The 17,054-nt window shown below is 37.6% G+C and carries 16 protein-coding genes, 1 riboswitch and 1 other annotated feature; of the genes, 10 read left to right on the forward strand and 6 right to left on the reverse strand.

What is annotated here, in order from left to right; translation table 11 throughout:
* Positions 1-239 precede the first annotated feature (239 nt).
* Entirely contained in the window at positions 240-1,832 is a 1,593-nt protein-coding gene (gene pckA, locus J2Z82_RS15970) for a phosphoenolpyruvate carboxykinase (ATP) (RefSeq protein WP_209481818.1), read from the reverse strand.
* Positions 1,833-2,049: 217 nt separating this feature from the next.
* Positions 2,050-2,155: riboswitch (SAM riboswitch) on the forward strand.
* A 128-nt stretch (positions 2,156-2,283) separates the two neighbouring features.
* On the opposite strand from pckA, the gene metK reads away from it, so the two are divergent.
* The 4 genes from metK to asnB all read left to right on the forward strand — a co-directional run bounded on the left by metK (position 2,284) and on the right by asnB (position 6,918).
* A complete protein-coding gene (gene metK / locus J2Z82_RS15975; RefSeq protein ID WP_209481819.1) occupies positions 2,284-3,483 on the forward strand; it encodes a methionine adenosyltransferase in 1,200 nt (399 codons plus the stop codon).
* 117 nt (positions 3,484-3,600) lie between these two features.
* Positions 3,601-4,128 (forward strand): RNA polymerase sigma factor, encoded by a 528-nt coding sequence (locus tag J2Z82_RS15980; protein ID WP_342453654.1) that lies wholly within the window; start codon positions 3,601-3,603, stop codon positions 4,126-4,128.
* Positions 4,121-4,888: a hypothetical protein gene (locus tag J2Z82_RS15985; RefSeq protein ID WP_209481821.1), complete on the forward strand. Its 768-nt coding sequence runs from the start codon at positions 4,121-4,123 to the stop codon at positions 4,886-4,888. Before J2Z82_RS15980 ends, J2Z82_RS15985 begins: the two co-directional genes overlap by 8 nt.
* Positions 4,889-4,998: 110 nt before the next feature.
* On the forward strand, positions 4,999-6,918 hold the full coding sequence (gene asnB, locus J2Z82_RS15990; RefSeq protein WP_209481822.1) for an asparagine synthase (glutamine-hydrolyzing): 1,920 nt from the start codon (positions 4,999-5,001) through the stop codon (positions 6,916-6,918).
* A gap of 21 nt (positions 6,919-6,939) precedes the next feature.
* Here the strand turns inward: asnB and J2Z82_RS15995 are convergent, their stop codons facing one another.
* Both J2Z82_RS15995 and J2Z82_RS16000 read right to left on the reverse strand, forming a co-directional pair.
* A complete protein-coding gene (locus tag J2Z82_RS15995; protein ID WP_245251750.1) occupies positions 6,940-7,797 on the reverse strand; it encodes a C39 family peptidase in 858 nt (285 codons plus the stop codon).
* A 76-nt stretch (positions 7,798-7,873) separates the two neighbouring features.
* Entirely contained in the window at positions 7,874-8,401 is a 528-nt protein-coding gene (locus tag J2Z82_RS16000) for a gamma carbonic anhydrase (protein WP_209481823.1), read from the reverse strand.
* 81 nt (positions 8,402-8,482) lie between these two features.
* Between J2Z82_RS16000 and J2Z82_RS16005 the strand changes: the two genes are divergently transcribed.
* Positions 8,483-9,550 (forward strand): tetraprenyl-beta-curcumene synthase family protein, encoded by a 1,068-nt coding sequence (locus tag J2Z82_RS16005; protein ID WP_280923007.1) that lies wholly within the window; start codon positions 8,483-8,485, stop codon positions 9,548-9,550.
* 184 nt (positions 9,551-9,734) lie between these two features.
* On the opposite strand, the gene J2Z82_RS16010 is transcribed toward J2Z82_RS16005, so the two are convergent.
* Positions 9,735-10,055, reverse strand: a complete 321-nt coding sequence (locus J2Z82_RS16010) for a transposase (RefSeq protein WP_209481824.1) — start codon at positions 10,053-10,055, stop codon at positions 9,735-9,737.
* A 93-nt stretch (positions 10,056-10,148) separates the two neighbouring features.
* Entirely contained in the window at positions 10,149-10,718 is a 570-nt protein-coding gene (gene mnmM, locus J2Z82_RS16015; protein WP_209481825.1) for a tRNA 5-(aminomethyl)-2-thiouridylate-methyltransferase MnmM, read from the reverse strand.
* A gap of 141 nt (positions 10,719-10,859) precedes the next feature.
* On the opposite strand from mnmM, the gene J2Z82_RS16020 reads away from it, so the two are divergent.
* From J2Z82_RS16020 to leuS, 4 genes are all read left to right on the forward strand, one after another.
* Complete coding sequence (locus J2Z82_RS16020; protein ID WP_209481826.1) at positions 10,860-11,627, forward strand: hypothetical protein; 768 nt, start codon at positions 10,860-10,862, stop codon at positions 11,625-11,627.
* Positions 11,628-11,629: 2 nt separating this feature from the next.
* Positions 11,630-11,998, forward strand: a complete 369-nt coding sequence (locus tag J2Z82_RS16025; protein ID WP_209481827.1) for a GntR family transcriptional regulator — start codon at positions 11,630-11,632, stop codon at positions 11,996-11,998.
* Positions 11,995-12,702, forward strand: a complete 708-nt coding sequence (locus tag J2Z82_RS16030) for an ATP-binding cassette domain-containing protein (RefSeq protein ID WP_209481828.1) — start codon at positions 11,995-11,997, stop codon at positions 12,700-12,702. The genes J2Z82_RS16025 and J2Z82_RS16030 overlap by 4 nt, the downstream gene beginning before the upstream one ends.
* A gap of 47 nt (positions 12,703-12,749) precedes the next feature.
* Positions 12,750-12,969, forward strand: a binding site (T-box leader).
* A 58-nt stretch (positions 12,970-13,027) separates the two neighbouring features.
* A complete protein-coding gene (gene leuS / locus J2Z82_RS16035; RefSeq protein ID WP_209481829.1) occupies positions 13,028-15,445 on the forward strand; it encodes a leucine--tRNA ligase in 2,418 nt (805 codons plus the stop codon).
* A 41-nt stretch (positions 15,446-15,486) separates the two neighbouring features.
* Here the strand turns inward: leuS and J2Z82_RS16040 are convergent, their stop codons facing one another.
* Positions 15,487-16,209, reverse strand: coding sequence for a hypothetical protein (locus J2Z82_RS16040; RefSeq protein WP_245251751.1), 723 nt, complete (start codon positions 16,207-16,209; stop codon positions 15,487-15,489).
* Positions 16,210-16,354: 145 nt separating this feature from the next.
* On the opposite strand from J2Z82_RS16040, the gene J2Z82_RS16045 reads away from it, so the two are divergent.
* Positions 16,355-16,663: a rhodanese-like domain-containing protein gene (locus tag J2Z82_RS16045; protein WP_209481830.1), complete on the forward strand. Its 309-nt coding sequence runs from the start codon at positions 16,355-16,357 to the stop codon at positions 16,661-16,663.
* The last annotated feature ends 391 nt before the right edge of the window (positions 16,664-17,054 follow it).

The following is a 17,054-nucleotide window of genomic DNA, read 5'->3' on the forward strand; positions in this document are numbered from 1 at the left end:
TTCTCAACTATAAGCAAAAAACATTAACATATATCGATATATTCATTTGGGATTTACAAATTCCAGGTTATATTTTGTCATCATAGCCTATGCGATTTAAAAAAATTGTGTGAATGCCTATATTATTAGGAGGAAATAGCAAAAAAAACCGCCCTCAAAAAATGAGAACGGTTGCCAGCATGTGCTGTCAAAGTTTTTCCTTCATATATTAAAATCCTTTTGGGATGAGGAAACCATAGTTATTCAGGCCTGTATAAAGGACCTGCTTCCTTAATTTCGTTACTTGCTAACTTAAATTTCTTAAAGTTTTCATGAAATTTCATTGCAAGTGCTTTTGCTTCCAGATCATACGCAGATTTATCTTCCCACGTATTCTTTGGTACAAGTACTTCATCAGGTACGCCAGGTACATGCATTGGAATTGTAAGGCCAAAAACATCATCGTGGGTAGTTTCAACTGTATTGAGTTCTCCTTCTAACGCTGCATGTATCATTGCCCTTGTGTATGACAGTTTCATACGTTTTCCAATTCCATAGGAACCACCAGTCCAACCAGTGTTAACCAAAAATACATTAGAGTTATATTGGTCTATTTTATCGCCAAGCATTTTTGCATATGTTGATGGTGCTAAGGGCAGAAACGGTGAGCCAAAACATGCTGAGAAAGTTGCTTGTGGCTCTGTTACGCCTCGTTCTGTTCCAGCAAGTTTGCTGGTATACCCACTTAAAAAGTGATACATTGCCTGTTCTTTCGTTAATTTGCTGATTGGCGGCAATGTTCCGGATGCATCAGCTGTTAGAAAAATTATAGTGTTAGGGTGACCAGCAATACTTGGTGAAGTAATATTATCAATATTTTCAAGTGGATATGCTGCTCGTGTGTTTTCGGTTAATGATGTGTCATCATAATCAGGTAAGCGTGACTCTTCTTCAAGAATTACATTTTCAAGTACTGAACCAAACCGAATAGCATTGTAAATTTGTGGTTCTTTATCCTGAGACAGATTGATACATTTTGCGTAGCAGCCACCTTCTATGTTAAAAACACCATTTGGACTCCATCCATGTTCATCATCGCCAATTAAACGGCGGTATGGATCAGCAGATAATGTTGTTTTACCTGTCCCGGATAGCCCGAAGAATAATGCAACATCACCTTCCTGGCCAACATTCGCTGAGCAATGCATGGATAAAATGTCGCGTTGTGGCAATAGGTAATTCATTATCGAAAAAATGGATTTCTTAATTTCACCAGCATACTCGGTACCACCAATTAAAATGATTCGTTTTTTAAACGATATCAGGATAAACGTTTCAGAATTTGTTCCATCCACCTCTGGATCTGCTTTGTATGTAGGAGCAGACACAACAGTGAATTCGGATTGATGGGTCTTTAATTCTTCATCTGTCGGCGTAATGAATAATTGGCGAGCAAATAAATTATGCCATGCATATTCGTTTATAACCTCAATGGGCAAGCGGTACTTTTCATCAGCACCAGCATATCCTTTAAATTGAAATAGCTCTTCCTTGTTCTTTAAATAGGTGATTACTTTCTCGTAAAGTCTTTCGAATGACGCTTCATCTATTGCTTGATTCACCAGACCCCAGTCGATAAATTCTTCACAAATATCGTCACGTACAATGAATTTGTCCTTAGGGGAACGGCCGGTATATTCACCGGTAGTTGCACAAACTGCTCCTGTTGCAGTTAGAGTACCTTCTTTACGCGATAAAATCTTTTCAACTAACTTAGGTACAGCAAGGTTTTTTTGTAAATTATTATGCGAAAGTAAATCTTTTAAAAATAGTGATTGTTCCACCGTTTTCATTTGTAATACCTACCTTTTTGATGGATTTGTATAGAAAGGCGATAACGTTCAATTATCAAATTATCTAAATCTAATCATTAGTATAACACATTAATCAAAATAGTCCATACTAATAATGTGATTATTTATATGAAATTTTCGTGACAATCGTGTATGTAACTAGCAAATAGTTGACATCGCAAGGCTATTTCGATAGGATAATTCACGAACGGATACTCTCTTATTCAGAGTTGGTGGAGGGACAGACCCTGTGAAGCCCAGCAACCGTCACATTGTGAAAAGGTGCTAATCTGATGCAAGGATTTGTCCTTGAACAATAAGAGCGAAAGGCCACTATTCCTTTCCTCATGATGCAGGAAAGGTTTTTTGTTTTTTTAAACATATTTTAAAGATGAACAAATACTGAAAAGATAGAGTTCCGTACCATAAGCTTAGGGGAGGATTTAGCCAAATGGCTTCGAATCGTCGGTTATTTACATCTGAATCTGTAACGGAAGGACATCCGGATAAAATCTGTGATCAGATATCAGATGCAATTTTAGATGAAATTTTATCAAGTGATCCAAATGCCAGGGTAGCATGTGAAACAACTGTGACAACAGGATTAGTCTTAGTATCAGGAGAGATTACTACTTCTACATACGTAGATATTCCTGCTATTGTACGTCGAACAATTAAAGATATTGGGTATACGCGGGCAAAATTTGGTTTTGATGCTGATACATGTGCAGTACTTACTGCAATCGATGAACAGTCTGCTGATATTGCTGGTGGAGTGGACAATGCCTTAGAATCGCGTCAAGGTAAAATGAGTGATGAGGAAATCGCTTCAATTGGAGCTGGTGACCAAGGGCTTATGTTTGGCTTTGCCTGTAATGAAACAGAGGAATTAATGCCTTTAGCAATTTCGCTGGCACATAAATTAGCAAAGCGGTTAGCGGATGCACGTAAAGAGAATATATTGGATTACCTGCGTCCCGATGGCAAGACACAGGTGACTATCGAGTATGATGAACATGATAATCCTGTAAAAGTGGATACTATTGTTATTTCAACGCAGCATCATCAGGATATTGCTTCAGAACAAATAGAGAAAGATTTGATCGAACATGTAATTCGTCCCGTTGTACCAGCGAATCTGCTGAATGAATCAACAAAATATTTCATTAACCCGACAGGTCGCTTTGTTATTGGTGGCCCACAAGGGGATGCGGGCTTGACAGGTCGTAAAATAATTGTAGACACATATGGCGGCTATGCACGCCATGGCGGTGGTGCATTCAGCGGAAAGGACTCCACGAAGGTAGATCGTTCCGGCGCATATGCAGCTCGTTATGTAGCCAAAAACATAGTAGCTGCTGATCTTGCAAAAACGTGTGAAGTTCAAGTAGCATACGCAATCGGAGTTGCTGAACCGGTATCCATTGCAATCGATACTTTTGGAACTGGTGTGGTGAGTGAAGAAGCTTTGGTTACAGCGGTTCGCAAGTTATTTGATTTGCGTCCAGCCGGTATTATTCGAATGCTTGACTTACAGAGACCGATATTTAGAAATACTGCAGCATACGGGCATTTTGGAAGAACAGACATCCTATTCCCTTGGGAAAAAACAGATAAAGTAGAAGAGTTACAAGCTTTAGTAAAAAAATAATAGGTAAAAAAAGATATTGCTCATGCAATATCTTTTTTTATTTGACGAAAACTTTTCATTGATTTCACTCGTATATAGAGTAGGAACGTTTTGAAGGGAGTGTGTAAGTCATTGAATGTGAACGAGTCCAAACTTATTAAAAAAATAAAAAAAGGTGATCAGCAAGCCTTTAAGCGTTTATATGAAAAATACGCGGACTATGCACTTCGAACCGCTTACTCGATCACAAAAAATAGTAGCGATGCGTCAGATATTGTTCAAGAGACATTTATTAAAATTTACCGTAATATTGAAACTTTTGATGTGAAGAGACCATTTAAACCGTGGTTTTATCAAATATTAATAAATGAAAGCAGGAGTTATTTATCAAAAAGGTCTAAACAAGCAATAAATATTGAATCGGACCGGTTATTGGACCAGTTAAACCGTAATGCCGAGAAAGACAGGCAGTTTGATGAGTTGGAACTGGGGCTGGATGAACTAGATGATAAGGATCGGACTATCCTGACATTAAAGTACTTGAATGGCTTTACCGAGAAGGAAATTGCCGAAATGTTCGGTGCAAATGTAAATACGATAAAGTCAAGACTTTATAAAGGAAGACAGCGGTTAAAAGTTGCGATGGGAGGGATGAAGGATGAATGAAAAAGAGCTGGACAAAAAAATTGAAGATGAATTAAAAAAAGATACAAATTCAGCTACGGAATTAAAGAATGATACATGGAATAAAATTAACAAAGAACTATTTCCTTCTCAGGGCTTCCGTAAAAAGAAAGGGAAGAAGAGAGGCATTATCTCCGGACTAACTGCTGCTGCAATCGTCGCAATTGCTGTTTTCGGAATGACAGATCCAGGTCAGGCCATGATACAAAGTCTGAAGGATATGTTTGTTGAGGAGAAGGAGCAGGAGATTGAAATTGAAGGGCATAAGGAGGATACCGACGTACAGTTAGAAGCAAATGAAGAGCTCCGTTATGTTATCTATATTGATGATTCGCGCTATAAGATGGTTGAAGGAGATAGCGGTGACCGCATTGTACCTGAGCAGGAACTGGCAGACAGGTATCCGGAAGTTTCAATGGAAATCGTGCGTAAGGAAGCAACCACTGAAGAGATGGTCGAATCCATTAAGAACTCCTTGGCTGACAACAAAATGGAATTGAGACAGGAAGAACAAGTTAATACCCCTATTAATGGTGTCGTGATCAGGGGGATTGGTCCAGGATATACGAATGAGGCTGGCAAAACAGGACAGCAGTGGGACACACCAATTGAAAAATATTATATAACAGAAACAAAAAATAATCAGGTGTTTGTTATTAAGCAAAGTTATTTCTTAGAGGCAGCTGAAGGCCATGGTGCAAGATTTGATTACATGCTGAAAAGCTTTGAGATCGTTAACTAATACTAATTTTGTCTAATAAATTTTGAAATGGAAATGCTTTTAATAAGTAAACACATTTTAAATTCGGCAAAGACTATCATAAGAAACTTTACAAGAAAGAGGGATAAACAATGTGTGGCTTTATTGGAATTCTACGTAATAATCCTGGCAAACCAAACGATGTATATAAAAGTCTCTTTAGAGAACAAAATAATATTATGTCTCATAGAGGTCCTGATGATGAAGGGTATTTTCACGATGAGTTCGTTTCTTTTGGATTTCGTAGGTTAAGTATAATAGATATAGAATACGGTGCGCAGCCTTTAAGCTATGATGATGAAAAAATGTGGCTTGTTTTCAATGGTGAGATATACAATTACGTGGAACTAAGGAACGACTTACAGGCTGAGGGATATGAATTCACAACAGAGTCTGATACGGAAGTAATTGCAGCATTATTTTCGAAGCATAAGGAGGATGCATTTCAATTCCTCAGAGGTATGTTCTCCATCTTGATTTGGGACAAAGAGCAGGAAACATTTTACGGTGCCCGTGATCCATTTGGTATTAAGCCGTTATTTTACCACGAGATGGCGGAGGGAATCGTATTTGCCTCAGAGAAGAAGAGTATTACATTAATGATGGAAGATGAAGAGGTAAATAATGAAGCGTTACAGCATTATTTAAGTTTCCAGTTTGCACCAGAGCCAATGACAATGACAGCAGGGATTAATAAAGTTGAACCAGGTTATTATTTTGTTAAAAAACCTAATGGTCCAATTGCTTTTAAACAATATTGGTCTGCTACATTTAACCCCATATTAATGGAGAAAAAGGATTGGGTTAAACGAATTCAGGACGTCATGTATGACTCTGTCAGTAAGCATATGCGAAGTGATGTACCAGTAGGTTCCTTTTTATCTGGTGGTATCGATTCAACGATAATCGTAGCAATGGCAAAACGAATTAATCCAAACATCAAGACATTTTCTGTCGGCTTTGAACGTGATGGTTATTCGGAGATTGATGTTGCTAAAGAAACAGCGGACAAATTAAACGTTGAAAATATATCTTATATTATTTCACCAGAAGAGTATGTCGAGAAACTCCCAAAAATTATGTGGCATATGGATGATCCATTAGCAGATCCATCATGTGTACCGTTGTATTTCTTAGCTCGGGAAGCAAGCAAACACGTTACTGTTACATTATCAGGAGAAGGTGCAGATGAATTATTTGGCGGATACAATATTTACCGGGAGCCTGAATCGTTAAAGATGTTTAATTCTATACCCACTCCAGCCAAAAGTCTATTGGCAAGAGTAGCGGATGTATTGCCTGAGGGTGTACGAGGAAAAAGCTTTCTGGAACGTGGAACAACACCACTTTGCGAACGATACATTGGAAATGCGAAAATGTTTGAGGATAAAGAAAAAAACCAGATTCTAAAAGTGTATAGCGAAAATACATCATATCAACAGATTACAGAAAAGTTATATGACCGTGTGCACGATATTCCACTTGTGGACCAAATGCAATATGTTGATATTCATACCTGGATGCGTGGTGATATCCTACTAAAAGCAGATAAAATGACAATGGCAAATTCTTTGGAGCTTCGTGTGCCATTTTTGGATAAGGAAGTTTACCGGGTCGCAAGTGAAATACCTGTTGCTATGAAAATTGCAAACGGAACAACAAAGAACATTTTACGCGAAGCTTTCCGTGGAATTATTCCGGACCATGTTATTGATCGTAAAAAGCTTGGTTTCCCAGTTCCTATTCGGCATTGGCTAAAAAACGAGCTTAATGGTTGGGCAAGAAAATTAATACAGGAGAGTCAAACCGATCATTTGTTGTATAAGTCCTACATTCTTAATTTGCTTGACGCTCATTGTCTGGGAAAAGGTGATTACAGTCGAAAAATATGGACAGTACTAATGTTCATGCTTTGGCATCAAATTAATGTAGAGAATAAGTTTGACATTAATGAGTTAAGTAAACCAGATGAAGCTATTGAATTACTTTCAAAAACAAAATCGTTAGGCTAAAAAGGGAAACAGGCATCTGGTTTAGTAAACCGTTATCGCCTGTTTCCCCATTTGTTTCCATGCAGCTTCAAACTCTTCTATTGGAGCTTTTTTTGTTTTATTTAATGGATCATTAAAATAAATAAACTCTTGGTCATATCCTGTAATTAAAACAGAATGTTCCTTCATAGTGATATCAATAGGTCCATCTTTTGTTTGCCAAGTTGTGAATTGGCTTTTGGGAAGCTTTTTATAAGAAGTATTAATAATAACCCAAACTGGCCTGTTCTGGTTTAGCTGGTTTATAATTTGTGAGAAGTCTTTACCGGTGAAATCATAAACACGCTCAGCACCAATATATTGCGCGGCTAAACTGGCAATTGGTCCATGATATACGCCTAAGCCATGTTTAATAAATGAATACATATCTCCAACAAAGCCATTATTAGGATTTCCAAAATACACTCCTTTATTGGTTCGTTTATATCGCGTTTTATCTTTTTTGACCTGTTTTGCTAATTCAAGCTTACTAACACTAACATCGCTATATTGCAGAAGCATAGCAAGACTTGTAACTTCACAGCCACGGGGAAGCTCTGGTAATTGCTTTAGATGTGGTGCCTTAAGATGAGCACTCCTGTTAACACTGAACTGAGATAGTAAAGGTTCAGTGGGGTGCGATATTTTTGCGGCAGGTTGATTGATTAACCCATTCGCAGCTGTTAACAGAACCATCTTATTTTCATTTATATACATTGCACCTATGGATATAGCTGTTATCGTAAAAACAATTCCATAAAGTTTGAATGACGTCTTCACCCATTTTATCGTAACTTTATTACTTAAAAGGGTAAAAATAAGTGCTATAATACAGGAAAGAATAAATAATATAAGGTGCATTTTTTACAGACTCCAATACAACACAATATAGTATACTTTATATTATATCGGTTGAATGTTGTTAAAAATAAAGCCTTTAGAAGTCCAAATTAAGGTTAGTATTTTCTTTGTAGTATTGACCTTTCTCAACATATGATGTTCTTACCCGCTCCATTTCATCATAATCCTTATCCGTAAGAGTACGAACAACTTTAGCTGGTCTTCCTAGAGCCAACGAATGTGGCGGGATTTTTTTCCCTGGTGGTACAAGACTTCCAGCACCAATAAAGGCGTGTTCACCTATTTCTGCACCATCAAGTATCACAGACCCCATCCCAATAAGAGATTTATTACGGATCGTACAAGCATGCAATGTTACCTGATGACCAACTGTTACATCATCTTCTACTGTAACAGGCATGTTAGGACTTTGATGAATCATAGAAAGATCCTGAATGCTCACTCGCTTTCCGATACGTGTAGGGGCGACATCTCCGCGAATAACAGTGTTGAACCACACATTTGATTGCTCGCCGATGATCACGTCACCGATGACAGTAGCATCATTTGCAATAAAAACGGAGTCATGAATTTCAGGTTTATGGTTTTTATATGAATGTATCATTTGAATCCCCCTAAAAATTATGGTGATATAGGTAGTATAGCAAAATTATCGGATTATTGTCTTGGGAACGGAGGAACTTAGTTGGGGTACAGAATACCAAAAACACCATTAACTCTAATGGCAACGGTCTATCGAAAGATCTTCCCAGCAGTGAATACTGAATTAGCTTTTTGGCAAAAACGAGCAAATGAAATTCCAAATCAAGAGTTACGAACACAAGCGCTTGCGAGTATTAAATCAAAGCGATTTCATTGCCTTGGTGGTGCTGTTTATGCATTGCTAGCTGGGTATAAATGGCAAGAAGCTATTCGTTTTATTGTTGCTTATCAAACGATTAGTGATTATTTGGACAACCTTTGTGACCGAAGTACTTCGATGGATCCTGATGACTTTCGTTTACTGCACCAAGCAATGATTGATGCTTTAAGCCCAGGGAATTCAATAAAAAATTATTATGAACTTCGCACAGACCAAGTTGACGGGGAGTATTTAGCAGACCTCGTACGAACCTGCCAAAAGATTTTTCGGAATATGAATGACTATGAGGTTATTCGTGATTATATCCTGAAACTCGAACAATTATATGGTGACCTTCAAGTACATAAACACGTAAAGGAAGATGAGCGTATTTCCCGATTGAAGAATTGGTATGAAGCAAATAGGGTGAATACGTTAAGCTGGTATGAATTTTCTGCTTCAGCAGGGTCTACTTTAGGCATTTTTTGTCTCGTAAGCTATACGTTAGGTGGTAACATGAGTAAAGAGCTTGCCGGCAATATTTATAATAGTTACTTCCCATATGTCCAAGGTTTACATATTTTGTTGGATTATTACATTGACCAAGAGGAAGATAATCTTGAAGGAGATCTGAATTTCTGCAGTTACTATAACAATTATGAGCAAATGAAGAAGCGTTTTGTCTATTTTATAGAACAGGCCGATAAACACGTTCAGTCTCTTCCAAATTCGGATTTCCATGAAATGGTTCATCAGGGTCTTGTTGGTTTGTATTTAGGAGATCCTAAGGTGAAAAAGCTTATGGATGGAGTGCAAATGACTGAAGAACTGTTGCATATAAGTGGTATAAGTGCTCGTTTTTTTCATTGGAATACCAAATTATATTATAAATTTAGACAACCCCGGGATTAATTTCCCGGGGTTTATTTTAGCAGATAAGGAAGTATAACTTCTTTCTTGCTGCTAGTGCAATTAAGGCTTATCTATATTAAGGCTTGGCGATAAGCCAAGTTTTCTAGGCGGACACACTTTACTTTGATAGATGTAAAATAAGGAATTATCACTGAGAATTCCGACCAATGATTAAATTCGAACCTTATGGCTTTTGTTTGCTGAAGAAGTGTTCCGCCTTTTTTAAGATGGCTAGTTCCTCTTCTGATTCTGTTAATTTCTTATCTTTCATTTTCAATTCGTGTTCTTTCTCTTCTAACTGTTGTTCCAGTTGCTTGACACGATCTACGGTTACAGGCTCATTTTCGAATTCACGATAGTGCTTCATCCATTCATGAAGACTGCTTAGTGGAATCTGCAGCTCATCCGCAATATCCGTTATAGTCTTCTTTTGCCGTTGTTCTTGTGCAAACTCAACGGCTTTTTTCTTGAATTTCTCACTGTATCTTTGTCGATGTTCGCCCATGGAAAACCCTCCTAATTATAATTATAACAACTTGAGGTCCACTTACTGGCGTGCCTGTATTAGTTGTAGGTTTTCTTCGCCAAAAAACAGATATTAATTTCTCTTTTGAATCGCCAGTATAAATGGGGGGTCATTTTTCTGGTTAATAAAACCATAGTAAAGCACATGAAACGATTTTTGATCAAGCAAGTGCACGTATCTCACCAATTGTTCCTTTTCTGTCTCTCCGCCTTCATGTCCGTGGTAAACAACGAGCACAACAATCCCATTTTGCTTCATATGGGATAATATCCCTTCAACAGCTAATATAGTGGATTCACTTCTAGTGATGACGGATTTATCACTTCCAGGCAAATAGCCAAGATTAAAAATAGCTCCACCAAGTTTGGTTAGCTTATCAACTGACATGTGATGGATAAAATTGCTGTGACTATCTTTTATGATGGTCGCATTGCTGGATTTATTTTGGGCAAGTCGATTTTTAGTATTTGTAATTGCTTGATCTTGAATATCAAAACCAAATACATGACCATTTTCTCCAACTAGTTTAGTCAGAAAAAGGGTGTCGTGACCATTTCCGCAAGTGGCATCAATAACTGTATCGCCTTTGTCTACGGATTCTTCCAGAAGATGATGTGTAAAATTTAATATACCTTTTAGCATTTTAGATAGATGGCTCCTTAGTCATTCTATGATGTAATTAGTTTAGCATAGCACGAAATGAAGGGGGAAGTAAGTTGATTGTTAGATTGTAATAGTGTACTATCTAACTATAACGCTAATACGGTTGGGGGTTATATGTATATGGAAAGTAGTGCATTTAGAGGCTTGTATATAAAAGAATGGAAAATGATGAAAGGGTTCTATATTGGTCAATTTGTTTTTGCTTCAATTATCGTGATAGTAGCTGATGCTTTTAGTGATGCCTCCATTTTCGATTCGCTTATAGGATTACTTACGTTTGGCTTTATTATTTTACCTGGCGTGGTGTTATACAGCTTGAATACAGAGGCAAATCAACTAGAGATATTTTTACATAATCCACAATCAATTCATAAAATACTCTTCGTCAAATTCTTAAATGGAATGTTTTTTGCGCTTAGTTTTTTACTACTATTAGCTGTTGTCGCGGTCAACTTTGAAATGATCTGGGGTGCATCCATTCAAAGTGGTCTGGACTCTTTCTCATTTTTGCTTTTTCTTATTATCAACATGGTAGTTGTTTCAGTTTACCCTACGGTGATACTTGTCTTCCTTTGGACGTTGCACCAAATTTGTCGTACCTACATACATGGATTAAGCATTGTAGCAGTTGTGCTCTTATTGATTATTGGCGTACAGCTGATGAGCGTATTTCGGTCTACTACTTTCTATGAGGTATTAACATGGGGAGTAATTTCTATTCCTAATGATCAGTCAGGTGATTATTTATCAATATCTTTTGGTCCTGGCCAGTTTAGTGGAGGTGTAGATGCTACTATCTTTTTTGGTTCATATGTATTTTACGGATTATTAGTTCTGTTGTTATATGGGGTCTCTGCATACTTACTTGACCGTAAAGTGGAGGTATAGATATGGGGATTGACTTTGATGGGAACAAACCAATTTATCAGCAACTAATTAGCCGAATTTCCAGTGAAATTATTCGAGGGGATAGAACAGTTGGCGGAAAACTCCCTTCAGTTCGAGAGTATGCTTTGGAAGTGGGAGTTAATGCCAATACAGTGCAGAGGGTGTATCGGGAACTGGAAAATTTGGAAATCGTTGAGACAAAACGTGGTCAAGGGACATTTGTGACAAGTAACCAAAATAGATTAAGCGATTTACGAGAAGGAATGAAGTTAGAATTTATTCAGCAATTCATCCGTGATATGAATGATATGGGTTACAGTACAGAAGAAATGATTAAGGGGATCAAATCTGAAGGGCGGGGAAGTAAATGATGCAATTGGACCAAGTGACAAAGAAATATTTTGCCCGTAAGGCGGTTTACCGCTGTACATTAACAGTTGAGCCAGGCAGAATAATTGGGCTCATTGGTGAAAACGGGAGTGGTAAGACAACAATACTAAAATTGCTTGCTGGGTTAATCCGGCCAACAAAGGGAAAAGTGCTAATTGATTCCAAACAAGTTAACAGAAGTGTTAGTGATAAGCTAGCATATTTAACAGATATGGATTATTTTTACCCATATTTTACAATAGAGGAACTGATTGATTTTTATAACAGTCAATTTAAAGATTTTGACAAAAATAGAGCTTTAGAGATTGCTGCCTTTATGAAATTGAACATAAAGCAGAAAACAAAACATCTATCGAAAGGGAATTTAAGCAGAGTGAAGATAGCCGTTACACTTTCACGAAAAGCCTCATATGTTGTTTTAGATGAACCATTTTCAGGGCTTGATCCGATGGTTCGAAAATCAATTATAAATAGTATTATTAATTTTATTGATTTAAAGCAACAGGCACTTATCGTTACTACCCATGAAGTATCAGAAGTGAAACCTATTCTTGATGAGGTAGTTCTTTTAAAGGAAGGTATAATTATAGCACACAAATCAATCGATCAGGTTCGGGAGGAGTATGGGATGGATGTCGTTGATTGGATGGAACGTGTTCATGAGTCAACGGAAGTATATGTGTAAGTGCTTGACAAACCAGTTTCCTTTGATTAGAATTCGATATAAATAAGCAAACGACGATGAGAAGGATTATTAATAAATTTATTCAGGTTTAGCGAGGCAGTGGTTGGTGAGAACTGCTCCTGAAGATTTATGAACTCACCTTTATTAAGTTGCAGAAATGAACGGAAGTAGTTTCTGTCGTAAATCTGCGTTAAGGATACAAGTGAACGCAGAAATTTTGCGTTAATTTGGGTGGTACCGCGGGAGTTATAGCTTCTCGTCCCTTTAGATTGGGATGAGTAGCTTTTTTTATTCGTTTTGTTAAAGGAAAAAGGAGGAAATAGCAGTGAGTTTTAACCATCAGGAAATTGAAAAGAAGTGGCAGAATTATTGGGAAGAGAACAAAACATTTCAAACAAATACTTATTCAAATAAAGAGAAGGTATACGCGTTAGACATGTTCCCGTATCCATCAGGAGCAGGTTTACATGTTGGCCATCCAGAAGGTTATACAGCAACAGACATCTTCTCGAGGATGAAGCGATTGCAGGGGTATGAAGTACTGCATCCGATGGGTTGGGATGCGTTTGGACTGCCTGCAGAACAATATGCGCTTGATACAGGTAACAGTCCTGCAGAATTCACCGCACAAAATATTGCAACTTTTAAGCGCCAGATTCAGGAGCTTGGATTTTCATATGATTGGGACCGTGAAATTAATACGACAGATCCCAATTACTATAAATGGACTCAATGGATTTTTACAAAACTGTATGAACATGGGCTTGCTTATATGGATGAAGTAGCTGTTAACTGGTGCCCTGCCCTTGGAACGGTTCTAGCCAATGAAGAAGTGATTGATGGGAAAAGCGAACGTGGCGGACACCCAGTTGTTCGAAAACCAATGAAGCAGTGGATGCTTAAAATCACCGCCTATGCTGATCGTCTACTGGAGGACCTAGATGAAGTGAATTGGCCGGAGAGTATTAAAGATATGCAGCGTAACTGGATTGGCCGTTCAGAAGGTGCTGAAGTGACATTTGGAATTGATGGGTATGATGAGGAATTTACTGCATTTACAACTAGGCCGGATACTTTATTTGGCGCAACGTACGCCGTATTGGCACCAGAACACCCATTGGTAGAGAGGATTGTATCGGCAGAACAAATAGATGCTGTTGATTCTTATATGAAGGAAATTCAAACAAAATCCGATTTGGAACGTACTGATTTGGCTAAAGATAAAACAGGCGTATTTACTGGTGCATATGCAATTAACCCGGCAAATAATGAAAAAATGCCAATCTGGGTTGCGGATTATGTACTGATGTCTTATGGGACTGGTGCTATTATGGCAGTTCCTGCACATGACGAACGAGATTATGAATTTGCAACGAAATTTGAACTGCCAATTGTTGAAGTGGTTGCTGGCGGGGACATCACCAAGGAAGCTTATGTTGGTGATGGAGAACATGTCAATTCTGATCTATTGAATGGATTGGAAAAGGATGAAGCAATCACTACTATGATTGAATGGCTTGAAGAGAATAATAAAGGTGAGAAAAAAGTAACCTATCGTCTTCGTGACTGGCTATTTGCCAGACAACGATACTGGGGAGAACCAATTCCAATTATACACTGGGAAGACGGCACAATGACAGCTGTACCTGATGAAGATTTGCCAGTTGAGCTGCCGAAAATGAAAGAATTTAAACCTTCTGGAACAGGTGAATCTCCATTGGCTAATAACAGTGACTGGGTTAATGTTGTTGATCCTAAAACAGGTATGAAAGGTCGTCGTGAGACAAATACAATGCCACAATGGGCAGGCAGCTGCTGGTACTTCTTACGGTTTATTGATCCAAACAACCCGGACAAACTTGCTGATCCAGAAGCATTAAAAGAATGGTTGCCAATTGATATCTATATTGGTGGAGCCGAGCATGCTGTACTTCACCTGTTATACGCACGTTTCTGGCATAAATTTTTATATGACATAGGCGTTGTTCCAACAAAAGAACCGTTTATGAAGTTATATAACCAAGGCATGATACTTGGGGAAGGCAATGAGAAAATGAGTAAATCTAAGGGTAATGTTGTTAATCCTGATGATATTATTGCTTCACACGGAGCAGACACGCTCCGTTTATATGAAATGTTTATGGGACCATTGGATGCAGCTGTTGCTTGGTCTACGAATGGTCTGGATGGATCACGTCGCTTCCTTGACCGTGTCTGGCGTTTAATAGTAAACGAAGATGGGAGTCTTTCTGAGAAAATCAGTAATGACAGTGAAGATTCTTCGTTGGAAAAGGTCTATCATGAAACGGTTAAAAAAGTAACGGAGGATTTTGAGAACCTGCACTTTAATACTGGCATTTCACAAATGATGGTGTTTATAAATGAATCCTATAAGGCAGATAGTATTCCGAAACATTATATAGAGGGTTTTGTGAAACTAATTTCTCCTGTTGCTCCGCATCTTGCTGAAGAATTGTGGAGTCGCCTGGGAAATACCGAAACAATCACTTATGCTACTTGGCCAATCCATGATGAATCTAAACTGGTAGAAGAAGAGACGGAAGTCGTTTTACAGGTTATGGGTAAAGTTCGGGCAAAAATCAAGGTAGCAAAAGATATCTCAAAAGACGAACTTGAAAAACAAGCATTGGAAAATGATAAAGTACAGGATTGGCTTGAGGGGAAAACAATTCGCAAAGTTATCGTAGTACCTGGTAAGCTGGTTAATATTGTAGCAAATTAGAATTAAAGGATCTCTTCTAAATCTATAGAAGAGATCCTGTTTTAATTAGATGGTACCCATTCAGTTTGTAAGACTATCCACTTCTCATTTTCGTAATACCAAATTGTTTCAACTGTTCCTAATTGATCTGCATGGTAAGCACCGCTTATTTGCTGATAACTCTTTAACCCGTATCCTTTTCGTTTGCTGATTATTACGGGATCAAAAAATGCTATTGGATCAACCATTGCCGATGATTTTTCTTCTATCAGTTTTCCTTCTTTATTATATATTCCAAGCTGAATATATTCTGAAGCCCGATTTTCTACGTCAACAATATATGGTTCTTGCTCAGGTGAGATTTGAATTTCTACCTTAAAGTTTTCTTTAAATTCACCTTTCACATAAGGCTGTTCAGGTAGGGGTACTTCTTTCAACTCGTCATTCTTTAATGTGTGTAAATGGTAATAGTACAATCCCCCACTTCCGCCAGTTGCACTCTGATAAAAAATATCATTAACCCTATCGTGGTTAAGGTCAATAAATTGTAACTCAGGATCATACCCACCTTCATATGGAATTTTCCATTTTTGTTGATTGCCAGCTGTTATTTCGGTCCAGATATCTCTAAAGTAATCTGTATCATCTGAAAATAATATTCCTTTTAGCAGTATTGTATCTTTCTGAGAGTCCCCTGTTATTTCTTCCTCATATTTGGCAATTGTTTTGGGAGTCGGTGCGTTGTTTTGCTGATCCGCTGCGTGTGTATTTATCGGTACAAGCAAAAAAAGTAACCCAACTGCTGTAATGAAATGTTTGATATAAATCACCTCACTGATGTTTAGTTGATTTATTTTGTGTAAGATAGTTGCAACCTATTCATACGTGGAGTTAAGATGAATTATATACTGATAAAAAGGATGGATTTAAATGGATCATATCAATGAAGTAACACCAAAGGAAGTGGAAAAGTTAATTGAAGAGGACAATGATACAGTTGTCTTGGATGTACGGGAAGATGAAGAAGTAGCACAAGGAAAGATACCAAATGCCAAGCATATTCCACTTGAAAAAATTCCGCATTCTATGAATGATTTAGACAAAGGTAAAGATTATGTATTAGTTTGCCGTTCAGGTAATAGAAGTATGACCGCAGCATCGTTCATGGATGAACACGGTTTTAAAGTATCAAATATGGCTGGTGGAATGATGAATTGGGACGGTGAAGTTATAGTATAGTTTGCGTTTCAATCTAATGGATAATACTTCCATCTAGTTTTCGAAAATCGATTACAAAATACCGTTGACTTCTTTGGTTAGCGGTAGTAATATTGATTCTGCTGTCAAAAAAACAGTCAGTAAAAAATGTTGATTTTTGGTGGCAAGTAAGAAAGTAAGAATCCTTTCTTACTGCATAAGTGAAACAAAGGCTTTCCACATTATTGCACGGTATAAGCCAAGTTTTCTAATATTGACAATAACCGACAACGATGATATAATTTTTATGCTGTCGAAGTAAGTAGATTAACAGTATTATTTGCTCCTTGAAAACTGAACAAAACAACCAGTATGTCAAGAAAACAGGTTAAAAGTTAAACTTTTAAACCCTGATTTCAATTATTAAAGCTAA

The organism is Virgibacillus litoralis, from assembly GCF_017873675.1.
Classification (GTDB): Bacteria; Bacillota; Bacilli; order Bacillales; family Amphibacillaceae; genus Lentibacillus; species Lentibacillus litoralis.